We start from the raw sequence: 15,499 nt of genomic DNA, 5'->3' as shown, positions 1-15,499 counted from the left end.
TTAATTGAACTCATTGAAGCGAACCAAATATGGTAAACGATTCTTTTTGATATCGATTGAACACAATCTGATCTAAGGTTGTGTGTTCAATACATCCACTGACCAAGAAGCATACTATTCTACAAATAGCTGGCTCTCATTGTCCGAAACGGCGACTCATTTCATCCGAAATAATCAAAATCCCAGTGATAGTTACGATCTTTAATTTCCTATTTAATTATCATATGATAATCAGCATAACCTTTTCAGTATTTTCCAGAATCTTTTGATAAAGCAACGAGTTTTATTAACAATCAAAATATTACCTAAGATTTAAAAGCAATTATTTTTTAAATGATTTAATTTGTATAATTCCTAAAATAATCCCAAGTAAAATTAAAATCAACGAGAGAATGACTCCTAACAAATTCATTGTTATACTACCCTAATTTCATTTCTATATGTGGTGTACTTTCAAAAATGAAGGGTTCACCCATTTTTTCAAATCCGAACTTTTCGTAAAAAGAACTAACTTGTACCTGTGATTCTATTACGACTACTTTATTGGAAAAATACTCATTACAAACTTTTAAAATATGTTTCATTAATTTATTGCCTTGACCAGTTCCTCGCGATTCTTTTTTAGTCACTACTCTACCGAAAGTTACATAATCACTTTGTAAAAATACTCTGCCATAGCTTTCAACTAAATTTGTAGTTGGATTTTGATAAAAAACATGATAAGCAATTTTATCTTTATCATCTACTTCATGATAGATTCTATTTTGCTCAACTACAAAAGTGTCAACTCTAAGACGTAAAATTTCTAAAAGTTCTGAACTTGATAATTCTTCTAATTGTTTAATTTTCCACATAGTATTTCCTCTTCTCTTGCTTATAATGTAATATATAACTGTCGGTGTATCTATAAATGTATAGAAGGAGTGTTTTTTTAAATGGATGATACTGATACAATCTTGTATAGAAGAATAGGACTAATTACTCGAAAATCTACAACAGACATGAATCAATTCGCCTCTGATTATCAATTAGAAAACAATTTATTTCTCTATTTAATTCGCATTACTGAAAATGAAGGACTTTCGCAATCTGAATTAGTTGAATTAATACAAGTTGATAAAACTACGTTAAGTAGAGCTATCAAAAAACTTGAAAAAGAAAATTATATTATTAAAAAAACTAATCCTGAAAATAAAAAATTCAACCAATTATTTCCAACAGAAAAAACAAAAGGTTTATACAAAATTCTATGTTCTTTAGAACAGCAAGTCATTAAAAATGGATTGAAAAATCTAACAACAACTGAAAAAGAAACTTTAAATGCTTTATTACAAAAAATAAACACGACTTCTTAACAAGTACGTGTTTATTTTACCACAAACAGTTGCGTTTGCAACTGTTTTAAAAAAGTATCTCTCAAATGATATCTGGCTAATTCTAAAATATTTTAGAATTAGCCAACATACCTGTGTTAGCGAAAATTATTCTAGAGATTGTACTCATTCGCTAGGACATCAATAACCAGCAATTCTTAGTTCACTCCTAAGAATTACTGCCCTATTAATATTAACTTTCTCTCCTCTCGAAACAAAAAAAGTATGAACGAATACTTCATTTTAACTTAGATCCGCGAGCATTTCCTTACAAATCTGCATACTTATATCTTGCGGTACAGGAAATGTTCCATGAGACAACGAGGTAGAGTCTAACGCAATTCTTCTAGCAGAGTAAGATTGCAAACCTAGCCCTAAATCCATTATTTCAATGGGATTCCCATCTCCGCCCGCTAAATTAAGAGGTGCAGCATTGTGAAGTAAATATATAGATTTTTCTTCGTAATTTATTTTTTCAATTCCTTTTTTTACAACAACAATCTCATTACTTTCATTCTTTATTGCTTTTGTATTAATCTCCAAACCATAGTGCCCAGCATTTGCAAGAATGACCTTATCTTTAAAAAGTGGGATATGTTTTTCTGTAATAACATTGAATCTTCCAGTGACCGTAATAATCACATCTGCTTGAGGAATCAGTTCTTCTAAGGTTCCAACAGCATGACCGTCAACTTTTGCTTTTAAAAGAGCTAGAGGATTATTATCGTAGACCATTGTCTTTGCACCAAGTCCTGAAAACTTAGTTGCTACGCCCGTTCCACAAAAACCATAACCTATTATTAAAATATTTTTTCCGCCTACCAACAAACTAGTCGTTCTCATAAAACCATCGACAACCGAAGTCCCTACACCAATTGCATTTTCTAGTAATTGTTTGGCCGGTGAATCGTCAATAACGATAATTGGATATTCAGGTTGCAATTGCTCTTCTTCAATTAACAGTTTACCTGATCGGGTCTCTTCATTTGCCCCAAGAAGTTTCCAATTTGGTTTTAATTTTTCATAAGCTAAAATCAAACTAGCCCCATTATCTAGGAAAATATCAATTTTATTGGACAAAATTTTTTCGATATACTTATTGTGTTCTTCTAAATCATCATTTTCTTTACCGAATACAGTGATATTTTCCAAAGTTGCTAAGTAAGCAGCAGTGTCGGCTTTGGTTGTTCCTACACAACCGACTAAATACACATGTTCTGCGCCACCTCCTAAGATTCCTTCAATCCAATAAGCTGTTTTAGGCTCAATATGCATACAAATAGCAATTGTCTTTCCGGCAAATGTTTTTTCTTTTTTGAATAAGTCATTCATTCTCTTAAGAATGGGCATCCTTTCCCGAAACCAGAACATACGATTACACCCTGTTTCTGATAATTTTACATTGTCAATAATTGATTTCATTTTTTTGTCTCCCTCAATATAATTTATTTTTTATTCAGCTTTATTATTGAACAAACATGATATAATAAATAGGACATTTGTCCGTTTATATAAAAAAGGAGCTCTTATGAATAATCAGGAAGTTGTAGATACAAAAAAGATACTAACTAGCTTAACTCTTTTAGATATGTTTCCAGAAATCGTTCTTGAAAAATCCCTGTACCTATATTTTTCTAAAAAAGAACAAATTGTTACTTCAGATGAACCTTTCAATGCATTGTATTTTATTTTAAAAGGGAAAATCTTTGTTACTTCATATGCTTTAAATGGGGATAAAGTAATCATCGATACAATGGAACAAGGTGAATTTTTCGGAGATATAGAATTATATAGTAATAAAAAACTTTCTCTTCATAATGTTGTGGCTACTCCACAGACAATTGTATTAAAAATCCCGGCAACAATCGTTAACAGCTATTTAAATAAGCATGTTTCTTTTTTAAATTTTATGTGTTTGAAATTAACTGAAAAGTTAATGAATACTTCTTATAAATATTCTAAAGCCCTTCTTTTGCCTGCAAAAAATAAACTGGCACGTTATATTACTGAACAATTTGAACTTCATCAACATCATATAATCCCATTATCTGTCCAAAAAACTTCTGAACTATTAGGGATTTCTGATAGACACATTAGGCGATTACTATATGAATTTGAAGAGAAGAAAATCATTGAAAAGCAGAGAAAGCATATAGCCATTAAAAATTTAGAAGAACTATACAAATTAGCAAATCAATAAGCCTTATATTCCACAAGTTAAATTCCTTGTAGACTATTCTAAATGCTCGTTGTTCATCAAAATCAGTATACTATCAGCTATAGAAATATATTCTATTTTTTTTACTATACTCATATAGATAGATCCCAACTCTTCAATCTTTTAATGCCTTATGTATCATTATCCTCTTGGACAGTTGGACACTAAAAAACACCGACCATTTGCAATAGTTGGTGTTTTTTTCACATTTACGGCTTGAATATCGTACCGACAATTTTGTTATTGACGATATCATAAAGTGAATCAGGCTTATTTCCATTCGTAATGACAGTCTCTATTCCATGACTAGTAGCTAGGTTTGCTGCTTGGAGTTTTGTAATCATTCCACCTGTTCCTCTTCTTGAACCTGCTCCGCCCGCTAATAGATGGATACTTTCATCTATTTTTTCCACTTGTTTGATTAACTTGGCAGAAGAATCAACTCTAGGGTCCTTATCATAAAGTCCGTCAATATCTGAAAGAATAATTAATTTGCTTGCTTTACATAAAGTTGCGACCACAGCAGATAACATATCGTTGTCACCGAATAATCGTGCTTCTGATTGGATTTCTGTGTAACTAACAGAATCATTCTCATTAACTACCGGAATAATACCCATATCTAATAAAGTATCAAAAGTATTCATTAAATTTTGTTTTTTCTCTGTTACCTTTATATCCTCAGCGTTTAATAGGATTTGAGCTATTGTTTTATCATAATCAGCAAAAAACTTATCATAAAAAAACATAATGCTACACTGGCCTACCGCAGCTGCAGCTTGTTTGAATTTTAATTCTTTAGGTCGTGTTTTTAAATTTAATTTATTAGACCCTACTGCAATTGCTCCTGAAGACACTAAAATAACTTCATACCCTAAATTCTGAATATCTGAAAGCACACGTGCTAAATGATCAAAAATTTTTAAATTATTTTGTCCGGAGTCATTTGTTAAAGTTGAAGTTCCTACTTTGACAACAATTCTATTCTGATATAATCCCATATTTATACCTCGATAATAGTTGGTTGATGTTTTGTGTTCAGTAACATTTTCTGAAGAATATCTTCTGTTTTTACCTTCATATATCCTGTAGTTGTCCCATCACTGCAACCGTAATATTTTTCTAAAACTACCTCTTTGTCGATAATAATCTGAATTTTATTTTCATTATCAATTAAAGCACTATAGATAGTTGCTGCCCCAATTTTAGTCTGCAACATATCCTCAAACAGTTCTTCTGGTGCAAATGAAACGCGTGGAATCTCAAGAGAACGACTAAAATCTTTAGAGTTGAATGACTTATTCCCTGTTGTAATAAAGAGATAGAATTTTGTTTTTTGACGATTGCATAAAAATAATGTTTTCACCATATGTATGTTCAATTTTTCGTTAATAACAAGACATTCTTCCATTGTAATCGCCTCATCTGTATCTACCCGTTGATAATCAATCTTTAATTCTTCTAGTTTTCCATAAACTTTTTTCTGCAAACTTGTTTTAAATTTACTAGGTTTATTTGTAAATATTTCACTAACATAAAACATAACTACCCCACCCTTTGTATTGTCTTTTGAACAAAAACATCGTATCATAGTTTTCATAATGATAAAAACAAATATTTGTCATGATTATCATTCCAAAATCAGATACTTTGAATGAAAGGAGCAACATAAATGGAAACGAATATACAAAAATATCTGGCTCTTGTTAAAACCGTAGAGCTAGAAAGTTTCACCAAAGCTGCAAATGCCTTAAATTACTCGCAATCAGGTATCAGTCGCATGATTAACGATTTAGAAGCAGAAAGCGGTGTTAATTTATTAGAACGAAATCGAAGTGGTGTTAGTTTGACTTCAGATGGAATGTATCTCTTTCCTTTTATTCAAAATTTGGTGAATGAGTATTTAGTATTACAAAGAAGAATAGATGAATTAACTGATTTGAACACTGGTATTATAAGAATTGGCACTTTTTCTAGTGTTGCAACACATCGGATTCCTAAAATGATTCAAGCATTTCAGAAGTTCTATCCTAATGTTGAATTTGAGCTACTATTAGGGGACTATACAGAAATAGAAAGATGGATCAATGAAGGTCGTGTTGATTTCGGTTTTCTTCGATTACCTACTATCAGTCCTTTTCAAACAAGGTTTATAGAACAGGACGAATTGCTAGTTGTATTACCTAAAAACCATTATTTAACTAAATACGAAAAAATTCCATTAAATGCACTTTCAGATTTTCCATTTGTTTTGTTAGAAAAAGAAAAAAACTCTGATATTTTGGAGTTGTTTGAACAATTGTATTTCACACCAAATATCCAATTTCGTACATGGGATGATTATGCAGTAATGTCAATGGTAGAAAGTAATCTAGGTATCAGTATTTTACCAGAATTAATTTTAAAAAGGATTTCTTATGACATTGTTACCAGACCCTTAGACATCCCATTTTATCGGAAAATTGGACTTGTTTATAAAAATGAAGAGACACTATCTTTAGTAACAAAAGAATTTCTTAAATTTATAGATTATAGATAAAAGAAAGGAGTGTTCAACAGGGATGAACACTCCTTTTAAGCTAATTTGCATTCTTAGGCTTATAAGCCTGGGAATGCGAGTTAGCTGTATTGAGACTAGTCTAAAATTTTCAGTCGTTTAAATAGATTTATGACTAGTCACTCCTGCATATACAATTGCTAATGAGCAGACTTTCTCTTATAGGTCGCGATACATGACATACATATTCGAAAAATGATTGTCTTTCATACGAAAGCCATTTCTAATCGTACCGATTATCTCAAACCCATGTTTAGTATATGTTTTAATTGCTGCATAGTTTGTAGCGACAACAGCATTAAATTGCATTCCCAAAAAGCCCAATTCTTTAGATTGAAGCAACGATTGAGCAACCATAGGACTAAAAATGCCGTTACCTCGAAAATCTTTGCCTATTACATAACTTGCATTTGCCACATGTGCACAACGTCCGATATTATTTGGGTGAACAATAAAGAAACCTGCTAATTCCCCTTCCACCCAGGCACAAGTTACTAAAGATTGTTCCTTTAAATAATTATCAAAACTAGCTTTTGAATAGTAGTTTTCTCCAGGAAAAGCATCGCCATCCAATAATACTGCATTCCACATATCGGTCATTTGTTCCAACTGTTCTTGTTGGTAGGTTGAAAACAAAATAGTCATTCTCTCACTCCTATGAATTTCATGATATGAGATAATAGTACCAAAAAAAGAAGAATTATAGCAAAACATCTATCAATAAACTTTGCATTTAAAGTCTATCCATTGGATTTGACTAAAATTATTCTTTATAAAAAATTTTACGTACCTAACTCTTCTATAAGACAACATCGCCATATATAAATTGATTTCCTATTTTAATCCTCAATAAACGCTGTTACAAATGACATATCACTTAATCTGCGAATGACTTTTTTTCTGCCGTCATCATACAAAAACGATACGCCACCAGCTTGACCATATAAATCAAATTTATTTAAATCCTCTACTTGAAGTCCTAACCATAAGGCATTGAACACACTAAGACAGTCACCATGTGAAACTATAATAAAATTCTCTTGGTTAGATTCATTGATTTCATTAACAATTGGTCGTAAACGTTCCCATAATTCACTTCGAGACTCTGCAGATGGTATAAGACGATCATAGACTGTTTTCTCTGGCGTTAATCGTTCTTGAAACCACTTAACCGTTTTTCCAACAGCTTCACCTAAGTTTCTTTCACGTAATTCCGATCTCAAAGATACATCTATTGCCAAACTGTTTGCAAGATAGGTTGCAGTTTGTTGTGCTCGTTTTAAATCAGAGCTATCTATGCACCAACTTTGGGAAGCTATAGTTGGGGTAAGCCTGTTTGCAAGTCGTTGCGCTTGTTGATGCCCTTTTTCTGACAATTCCCAATCTGTCCAAGAACCAATCCTTCCATTGGTGTGATGAACAGATTCAGTATGTTGAATTGTAATAATTGTTTTCATGGTTCCTCCTCTTTTGCTTGTAAGTTAACATAGGAATCACTTATTTTTTAGAAAGTGAATAATAGTTCATTACGCTTTTTTCAATAAATCCACAAGAGCGATAGAGATGTAGCGCATTTTCATTAATAGTATCCACTTGTAAAAATATTTTTTGCATCCCATAAATAAATAGTTTCTCAATTGTTTGTGTTAATAATTCACGCCCATATCCTTGGCCACGATAACTAGGATATATTTCTAGTGCGTAAATTCCTCCGCATTCTGCAATCATTTCTATACGAACTTGACCGATTGCTGTATCTCCTATTTTCCCATTAAAAAGATGTTCTTTAGTATCTATTTCTTCCATTTTTAGGCGATAATTAGGCATAGGAATAAATGACTGAGTGTCTAAATACATATCATATTCAGAATGATGATATGCTGCCTGCTTTTTTTCGATAAACGTAATACCAGCTTTTGAATCTTTGTGGCAAATTAACAATAATTCTTTTGCTGATCGTTTATTAAATTCATCTTGAACAAGATTGTATAGTTGAGTAAAAATCCCTTGGTTCCGAAAATTAGGATGAACCATTCCAGTAACTTCTAATACATCATTATCAAAGTCACAAATACCAAGATAACCAATTAAGTTGCCATTTATAAAATATAAAAATTCATTGATTTTTTGACTATTTTTCTCAGCAATACTATTCTTTAATTTATAATCTAGTTCTAGTTTATAAGAAGCGACATTCTCATTCTGAAGGCAAACTGTTTCTAGTCGCTTAATTTCCTGATAAAGTGGTTCATTTATTGTTTGCCGTAAAATAATTTGGGTATTGTCCATATATATTCTTCCTTTATTCGTGGATTTGATAAGCATGTTGCAGTAAAATCTTTTTAGCATTTTCAAAATCAGCTGCTTTAACTAAAATATAATCGGTGTTAAATGTTGAAATGGCAAAAATACTAATTGCATGATTGGCTAAAATCGTAGCTAACTTAGCTAGGATTCCTACTAAATTAAAATCTAAAATTCCATCAATTTTAAATGCTTTCCAGTCGTCTTCACGATTTAATGTAGCAATAGTAATCTGTTTAGTTGGTAAGACAACAGAAATTTCATCAGTTGTTTTTCCGATAAAAAGTGGGGAAATTGACAAATCAATCATGGATAAATTAGATACTTGAATTATTGAAAATTCTTCTGGTAATACGGTTAATAGCAAGATAAACAACTCCTTTTTTTGTTTTAAAAACATCATAGACCATCGTAAATTACTTTCCCAGTTTATACGCTGTCAAATATAGCTTAAAATGACGAAGCATTCAGTTATTTTCCATAATAGAATGTAACAGCATCCAACACATAATGATTCTTCTTCATTCGCCACGTCTAACTCCTATGTAGAAAAACAGTTAGTCTTTCAACTAATCTGTTCAAATGGTTCGATATGAATATCTGCATCAAAAACATGAAATTTCTCATATAAGATTGTTTCAATCTCATCTGCAATAGCATGACTTTTTTCAACAGTTAGGTTTCTATCCACTTTAATCACAATATCTAAAAAGATATTGGCCCCATAATAGCGACCACGGATGGAAACTAATTCATCTACTCCAGCAACTTGTTTGACTGCCTTAGAATATTTTGCTAACAATTCTTCCTCAAAGCCATCCGATAAAGAAAACGCACTTTCTCTAAAAATATCAACGGCTGTTTTTAGAATCAAGCAAGCAACTACCACAGCAGTTAAGCTATCCAACCACCCTAAATTGAAAGAAGCCGCAAAAATAGCAATGGATGTTCCAATACTAGTCCACGCATCACTACGATTATCTTTTGCGGCGGCTAATAAAGCAGAACTACGTACGTCTTCAGATAATTTTTTATTATATAAATAAACACCGTACATTATCACTGCAGAAACTAAACCGACAATAGCCGCACTACTATCAGGACTATGCATTTCTTTTTGTAAAATAGCCTGTACAGATGAATAAAGAACCTCTAAACCAATAAGCAACATAATAAAAGATGTTATCAAACTCGCAACATTCTCAGCTTTCCAATGTCCATAGGTATGGTCTTTATCTGCAGGTTTGCGAGCAATCCGTAAACCAATGAATACAACGATTGAAGCGATAATATCTGTTGAGTTATTTAAGCCATCAGCAATTAGTGCTTTAGAATTAGCAAAATTTCCGACAATTAACTTCAAAATTGTCACAGTGATATATGCGATGATGCTTAGAATTGCACCAGTTTCGGCTTTTTTGAGGTCTTGTTGTCTTTCTTTGTGCATGATTATCCCTCCATTACTTTGAGTGTTATTATCATACAAAAAATTCATGGAAAAAAGTCGAACATTTGAGAAATGTAATGTTTTTGGCAGTACATAAAAACAAAATTTCAGTACACCGAAAAAAGGAGTCAGTAGTCCTTAGAAATAACTTTTTGGAAACAAGCACTAGCCTTTTTCACTACAAGTTAGTTCCGTTTGATATTTACACTGATAATTTCTGTCGTAATAGTTGAACAAGCTTAGTAAAATACTTAGAGCAATTGGGAAAGTATCGCTTCAATGCAATCAAATAACGCTAAAAAACTTCTCATTTTATGCTTAGAATGAGAAGTTTTACTAATTATTCCATTGTATCTTGTAAAGGAATCGCTTCTGCTACATCTTCTAAGCGTTCTTTTGACTTCTTTTTTTGTCCCAATAATTTATCATACTCATCTTGCAAGGCTAATAACCGACTATAAACAGTATTCATACTACGACTGGATGCTAAAGATAGGGCATAAATAAAGGATACTGGCAATGATTCTATACGACGGTCACGGTGAATCCAAGAAGCAACTGTGGATTGTTTAAAGCCATACATTTCACATAAGCGGTCTAAAGAGAGTCCTAAATCCCGGATAACAAAAACATTGATTGGGTGTGGGTATACATACGTGTTAATTGTCATATTTGAGTGCGCCCCTTTTTATGTATATCGTGCATGCAATAATAGTAGCTATCCCTATGATAGCACCCTTTTTTATTTAACACCACTTTTAGAAAAAAAGGAATGAGACGTTACTATCGACGAGATGTCATCGCTAAGCTGCCTCATTCCTTTTTAGTTTGTAATTTAGATATGCTCCACAATTTGGTACTCCTCACGATTTGTTAGCTGATCGAAATCAATTTGATTAAACAAAATGTATTCGCATGAATTGTTTTTTTGGACTATAACGAATTTTTCTGTTACTCCACGATATTTTTCAATTTGGGCGGTTTCGTATAGACTTTTTAAATCAACATTTGAAGAAATTGCATTCCCTTTATTGAAAAAAACAGATTCTTCCATCACTATTTCCTCCCTTCTTATTTAAAAAAAGTTACATAAATAATGTAGCCAATAATTAGGATACTTAACATAATTAGGGTATCTTTCCAACTGTTTTCGTGATATTGATCGCCGTGGTTTCCTGTCATGAAACGAGTTAGATTAGCACCTATGTCAAAAATTGGGTTTTGCTTTTTATTTTTCATTTCCTTTTCCACCACTTTCCAGAATTAGCCCCTTTACAATATAAGTATATCATAGCTTTTCTAATTTCACTTCCACATAGGTGGACCTTCAAAAATAAATGGTTTGCCAATAACTTCAAAAGCAAATTTTTCGTAAAGTGGTATTAGCTATTTCTGAGCTTCTATCATAATTACTTGGTTATCAAAATAGATTCGGTACGTTATTAAAATATACGCTATTAATTCTTTTATTTGACTCGTGTTACATAGGATTTTTCTAGTCGTACCACTTACCCTACCAATCTATTCAATAATGACCGCCAAACGTTAGATTTTTTAGGTCTGCTGTTTGGCGGTCGGCTCGGTTATAAGTATTTTTGTTTTGAGTTTTATTTTGTTTGTAAAGCTAATATTTTTTCAATTGTTGATAAAACACCATTTTCATCATTTGAGCTTGTCACAAATGCAGCTGCTTTTTTTGTTTTTTCAAAAGCATTGCTCATAGCAAAACTATAAGTTGCTGTTTCCATCAATTCAATATCGTTTAACCCATCTCCAAACACCATTGTTTCATCTTCGCTTACATTTAAGATATTTTGTAATTCTTTTACTGTGGTTCCCTTATGGACATTATGATTTGAAATATCAATCCAAGCTGCTTCTGAAGCAACAATATAAGCATCTTCTTTAAATTCAGCTAACTCTAATACGCTTTCAAAACAGCGTAGTTTTGGGTCATAGATAGTTATTTTAACAAATTCTTCTTCAATTTTTTGTAAGTCATCGAGGGTTTTGACAACAGTATAGGAACTACGTACTTTTTTTGCTTCAATTTCAGGAACAGAGTCTTGAATAAATGCCGCAGTTGGTGTACAAGCAATAATAACATGATCTGAGGCAATTGTTGCTAATTTACCTATAATTTTACGTCCTAATTGATTGGGTAATAATGATTCATAGACATATTGACCTTCATGTTTAATCCGCGTAGCACTATCTCCTAAAATCCAAATATCTTTGGTCTCTTCACCAAATAATTCTTCCACTCTCTCGCATTGTTTGCCTGTGCAAGCTGAGAAATAAACACCTTGTTCATGCATTTGTCTTTGTACTTTTTTATAGTAGTCTTTGTCAAAATCTCCTTGGCTATTTAAAAAGGTTCCATCTAAATCAGTAATAATTAATTTAATCATAGTTATCCCGCCTTTTATTAAAGTTGTTAATTAAGTATATTAATTATAAAGAGACTTGTCAATCAGATTTCTGTCAACGTTTTACTTTTTAGGAAATGTATATTATATTGAAATCATCATTAATTAATAGATTTAATTAAATTGGAGGCTATCTATGTCTAAAAATAAAAATCTAATCAGAGATAAAAATTTAGCTACGTTAAAATCCTTTCTGTTCCAAAAAGGAACTGCGTTAAAAGCTGAAATGGCTAAAGAAACTGGAATAAGCGTTGTTACAATTAACACACTTGTCAAAGAATTAGTCGCAGAGCAAGTTGTAATCGAAGGAGAGATGGTTCAACCGCCATTGGGTCGCCCGGCTATTTGTTATCACTTCAATTATAATAAGAGCTACTTTCTATTAATTAGTATTCAAGAAAAAAGAATAGCTAACCAACGCTCATTATCTATCGTTGGAAAAATTGTCAATCTAGCAGGAGAAATCAAATCTGAAGCAACCTTTGATTTCTCGGATTATTCAATTGACTATTTTATAGATAAGATCACCTACTTTGTTCAACTAGACTTTGATTTGACTAAAATTGCTTTAGCTTTTCCAGGTAAAATCTATAAGGGAACGGTTCTTTCTAGTTGGGAAAATTTATTTGATGATTGGGAATTTGAAAAAGAATGGGCGAAGCATTCTTCCATCCCTTTAGTTATTCAAAATGATGCACATTTATTAACAGTAGGTACAACAATTCAACAAAAATTAAGGAAGGAAGAAACAATTGTAGGTATTTTTTATCCTGAAAACAGTATGCCAGGAATTACAATTTATGCTAATGGTGAAGTTATTGAAGGTGGACATAATTTAGCCGGTGAAGCCAAATTTCTGCCACATCTTATCGACACAACTCCTTCTCATACCCCAGAGGAGCTATTAGCTAGTTTGTTAGAAATTTTAGCCATTTATAATGCCGTAATTGCTCCCGATACCTTCATCATTTCTGCCGATGCTGTGGAAGAAGCAACCATTCGTCAAGCGGTTCAAAATTCTGCCACCTTAAACAAACAAATCAATCAACCAAAATTTCTTTTTGTTGATGATTTCCAAACAGCACTGACAAATGGATTACTTTGGTTAGTAACCTCGAATACTATCTATCAACTATAATGAAAAGCAAGAACTTAAGTTATGCTGTACCAACCCCAAAAATCTAATATTTTTTGGGGTTGGTTTTTTGGTTAGATATGATTTTGAACTGAAAAGCTTAGATAGATTCATGTGTTTATCAGAATATCTCCTTCACGTAGTGTCATTAAGTACACTAGAAGAAAACAAAAAAATGCGTATCTTCAAACTTAGATACGCATTTATGATTATTTTGTCAAATCGACTTTTTTCCAATAAAATAAATAATAATACCGCCAACAGTCATCGAAAGCAATTCTCCCAATCCTATAATTAGCCAATTATAGAAGAATGGTAACTCATACAAAAGGGTTAGTTGCCCCGCTACAGTAAACATGGATACTGCGAAAACAATTGCTGTAACAAGCATCTTATATTGCATGTGTTGAATACGTAGCATTAAATGGTGATTTACAAGCAGTACCAAAAATGTGCAAAGACTACCAATAACAACATCCAATAAGCCGTTTGGTGAAAAAAATTGGCAATTGCAACACCCAACGTTACCGCCCAAAGGTAGCGTTTATTATATAAGGCTAATAGTTAAACATCTCGGATAAGCGAATCTGTACAGCACCAAAGCTAATAACAGATAACGCGAGTGTTACGACAACATATAAACTTATCACTAGCGCCATCTTTGTTATTTCCTGAGTTGTCCATTGCGTACTGGAACCTATTTCTTCTTTATTCATATCGATTTCTCCTTTACAAGGACCTACCTTGGTAATAAGCTGCGACCAAAGGATTGAAGTGTCGCAGTATGGAAAACCACTACTTTTTATGATAACGAAAAATACTTAATTAGCAAAACTTTTATTTTAATAACCAACCGCCATCAACTGGTAAAATTGTTCCCTGCATATAACGACTTTTCTCACTTGCTAAAAAAAGCGTTACATTAGCAACTTCTTCTGCTTGTGCCCAGCGTTTCATAGGTGTTTCTTCAGCTACCCATTTCGCCATGGCACCATCTCCAGCAAAATCTGCAGCATTCATAGGTGTTTGGATTGCACCAGGAGCAATACCATTAATGTGCAAGCCTTTATCAGCATAATCTAAGGCCAATTGTTTTGTAAAACCTGCCACTGCATGTTTAGCTGACGTATAAGCGATACCACCGCCACCTCCAACGAAACTAGCAACCGATGCCATATTAATAATTGTTCCTGAAGCTTTTTCAACCATTCGTGGAAGAATTTCTTTAGTAATCACAAACATACTTGTCAAATTAGTCGTTAAAACCTTTTGCCATAACTCAATACTCGTTTCCTCAATTGTTTTATATTCGTCTAAAATTCCTGCCGTATTCAAAAGAATATCAACAGTTCCAAAACAATTCTGACAAGCTACCACTGCTTCTTGACAAATGTTCGCTTGACTTAAATCACCTGAAAATGATTCGAAGTTAGCATAGTCGGTTAAATTGCTAAAATCAGTTTGAATGTCTACCCCAAAGACCCTACTCCCAGCTTTTAAAAATGCGTTAGCTTGCGCATAGCCAATCCCTGAAGCTGCACCCGTGACAAAAACGACCTTATTTTGAAATTCATTCATACTTCAACAACTTGCCAATCATCTGCCAAAATATCACAAACAGTTGGTGCAAAACTAGAAAAACCTTCATCTGACGTTTTAATTAAAAAATACGGTGTGACTGGACAATTATCGTATTCTCCATCTGAAACAAGTGTGACATATAGTTCAAAGCCACCCCACCCCTCACGAATAATTTTATTGCCTTGTTTTAATTTTGGTAAAATCTCTTCAAATGTCATTATTATCCCTCCATCTTCTCTCCTAGTTGTAACATAAAATGAGCTAGAAAACCATCTTGGTTTCCTAGCTCATCTGTTTTTTATTAAGTATCACAAGCCCGTTAATAACGGTTGAATAACCAATTAAAACTCGTTTAAAAAGAAGACCTCCCCTAGTGCTTTTAATTATTTTATTTAGTTAGATTCTTTTTAAATAACCATAAATTTTTTGTCAGTCCCAAAATTACAACAATCAAA

19 protein-coding genes and 1 pseudogene are annotated in these 15,499 nt (G+C 32.6%); 4 read left to right on the top strand and 16 right to left on the bottom strand.

Annotated elements, in window-relative coordinates:
* Nucleotides 1–419: 419 nt before the first annotated feature.
* Nucleotides 420–854, bottom strand: coding sequence for a GNAT family N-acetyltransferase (locus AC4BC5_RS14275; protein WP_490496024.1), 435 nt, complete (start codon nt 852–854; stop codon nt 420–422).
* Nucleotides 855–935: 81 nt separating this feature from the next.
* On the opposite strand from AC4BC5_RS14275, the gene AC4BC5_RS14270 reads away from it, so the two are divergent.
* The gene (locus AC4BC5_RS14270) at nt 936–1,355 is read left to right on the top strand and encodes a MarR family winged helix-turn-helix transcriptional regulator (protein ID WP_490496023.1); all 420 of its coding nucleotides are present in this window, start codon (nt 936–938) and stop codon (nt 1,353–1,355) included.
* A gap of 261 nt (nt 1,356–1,616) precedes the next feature.
* Here the strand turns inward: AC4BC5_RS14270 and AC4BC5_RS14265 are convergent, their stop codons facing one another.
* On the bottom strand, nt 1,617–2,795 hold the full coding sequence (locus tag AC4BC5_RS14265) for an adenosylhomocysteinase (RefSeq protein ID WP_490496022.1): 1,179 nt from the start codon (nt 2,793–2,795) through the stop codon (nt 1,617–1,619).
* A gap of 106 nt (nt 2,796–2,901) precedes the next feature.
* On the opposite strand from AC4BC5_RS14265, the gene AC4BC5_RS14260 reads away from it, so the two are divergent.
* Entirely contained in the window at nt 2,902–3,573 is a 672-nt protein-coding gene (locus tag AC4BC5_RS14260) for a Crp/Fnr family transcriptional regulator (RefSeq protein WP_490496021.1), read from the top strand.
* A 227-nt stretch (nt 3,574–3,800) separates the two neighbouring features.
* Here AC4BC5_RS14260 and proB read toward each other — a convergent pair whose 3' ends face one another.
* On the bottom strand, nt 3,801–4,592 hold the full coding sequence (gene proB, locus AC4BC5_RS14255; RefSeq protein WP_490496020.1) for a glutamate 5-kinase: 792 nt from the start codon (nt 4,590–4,592) through the stop codon (nt 3,801–3,803).
* A 2-nt stretch (nt 4,593–4,594) separates the two neighbouring features.
* Complete coding sequence (locus AC4BC5_RS14250; protein ID WP_490496019.1) at nt 4,595–5,134, bottom strand: YbaK/EbsC family protein; 540 nt, start codon at nt 5,132–5,134, stop codon at nt 4,595–4,597.
* A 129-nt stretch (nt 5,135–5,263) separates the two neighbouring features.
* Here AC4BC5_RS14250 and AC4BC5_RS14245 point away from each other — a divergent pair, with 129 nt between their 5' ends.
* Nucleotides 5,264–6,130, top strand: a complete 867-nt coding sequence (locus AC4BC5_RS14245; protein ID WP_490496018.1) for a LysR family transcriptional regulator — start codon at nt 5,264–5,266, stop codon at nt 6,128–6,130.
* A 177-nt stretch (nt 6,131–6,307) separates the two neighbouring features.
* Here AC4BC5_RS14245 and AC4BC5_RS14240 read toward each other — a convergent pair whose 3' ends face one another.
* From AC4BC5_RS14240 to AC4BC5_RS14200, 9 genes are all read right to left on the bottom strand, one after another.
* Nucleotides 6,308–6,793, bottom strand: a complete 486-nt coding sequence (locus tag AC4BC5_RS14240; protein WP_490496017.1) for a GNAT family N-acetyltransferase — start codon at nt 6,791–6,793, stop codon at nt 6,308–6,310.
* 194 nt (nt 6,794–6,987) lie between these two features.
* Complete coding sequence (locus AC4BC5_RS14235) at nt 6,988–7,605, bottom strand: histidine phosphatase family protein (protein WP_490496016.1); 618 nt, start codon at nt 7,603–7,605, stop codon at nt 6,988–6,990.
* Between the two features lie 40 nt (nt 7,606–7,645).
* The gene (locus tag AC4BC5_RS14230) at nt 7,646–8,437 is read right to left on the bottom strand and encodes a GNAT family N-acetyltransferase (RefSeq protein ID WP_490496015.1); all 792 of its coding nucleotides are present in this window, start codon (nt 8,435–8,437) and stop codon (nt 7,646–7,648) included.
* Between the two features lie 13 nt (nt 8,438–8,450).
* Entirely contained in the window at nt 8,451–8,819 is a 369-nt protein-coding gene (locus AC4BC5_RS14225) for an ACT domain-containing protein (protein ID WP_490496014.1), read from the bottom strand.
* A gap of 198 nt (nt 8,820–9,017) precedes the next feature.
* Nucleotides 9,018–9,899 (bottom strand): cation diffusion facilitator family transporter, encoded by an 882-nt coding sequence (locus AC4BC5_RS14220; protein ID WP_490496013.1) that lies wholly within the window; start codon nt 9,897–9,899, stop codon nt 9,018–9,020.
* A gap of 340 nt (nt 9,900–10,239) precedes the next feature.
* On the bottom strand, nt 10,240–10,569 hold the full coding sequence (locus AC4BC5_RS14215; RefSeq protein WP_490496012.1) for a type III secretion system protein PrgN: 330 nt from the start codon (nt 10,567–10,569) through the stop codon (nt 10,240–10,242).
* A gap of 165 nt (nt 10,570–10,734) precedes the next feature.
* The gene (locus AC4BC5_RS14210; RefSeq protein WP_490496011.1) at nt 10,735–10,953 is read right to left on the bottom strand and encodes a hypothetical protein; all 219 of its coding nucleotides are present in this window, start codon (nt 10,951–10,953) and stop codon (nt 10,735–10,737) included.
* A 17-nt stretch (nt 10,954–10,970) separates the two neighbouring features.
* On the bottom strand, nt 10,971–11,138 hold the full coding sequence (locus tag AC4BC5_RS14205) for a DUF6366 family protein (RefSeq protein WP_490496010.1): 168 nt from the start codon (nt 11,136–11,138) through the stop codon (nt 10,971–10,973).
* A gap of 368 nt (nt 11,139–11,506) precedes the next feature.
* Nucleotides 11,507–12,310: an HAD-IIB family hydrolase gene (locus AC4BC5_RS14200; RefSeq protein WP_490496009.1), complete on the bottom strand. Its 804-nt coding sequence runs from the start codon at nt 12,308–12,310 to the stop codon at nt 11,507–11,509.
* A gap of 154 nt (nt 12,311–12,464) precedes the next feature.
* On the opposite strand from AC4BC5_RS14200, the gene AC4BC5_RS14195 reads away from it, so the two are divergent.
* Entirely contained in the window at nt 12,465–13,466 is a 1,002-nt protein-coding gene (locus AC4BC5_RS14195) for an ROK family protein (RefSeq protein WP_490496008.1), read from the top strand.
* Nucleotides 13,467–13,672: 206 nt separating this feature from the next.
* On the opposite strand, the pseudogene AC4BC5_RS14190 reads toward AC4BC5_RS14195, so the two are convergent.
* The 3 genes and pseudogenes from AC4BC5_RS14190 to AC4BC5_RS14180 form a co-directional block, all read right to left on the bottom strand.
* Nucleotides 13,673–14,179, bottom strand: a pseudogene (locus tag AC4BC5_RS14190) (QueT transporter family protein).
* A 121-nt stretch (nt 14,180–14,300) separates the two neighbouring features.
* Nucleotides 14,301–15,041, bottom strand: a complete 741-nt coding sequence (locus AC4BC5_RS14185; protein WP_490496007.1) for a 3-oxoacyl-ACP reductase — start codon at nt 15,039–15,041, stop codon at nt 14,301–14,303.
* On the bottom strand, nt 15,038–15,262 hold the full coding sequence (locus AC4BC5_RS14180) for a DUF2829 domain-containing protein (protein ID WP_490496006.1): 225 nt from the start codon (nt 15,260–15,262) through the stop codon (nt 15,038–15,040). Before AC4BC5_RS14180 ends, AC4BC5_RS14185 begins: the two co-directional genes overlap by 4 nt.
* Nucleotides 15,263–15,499: the final 237 nt, after the last annotated feature.

It is taken from the genome of Enterococcus sp. AMC2644 (assembly GCF_058216475.1).
This window is presented reverse-complemented; position numbering and strand designations above follow the sequence as displayed.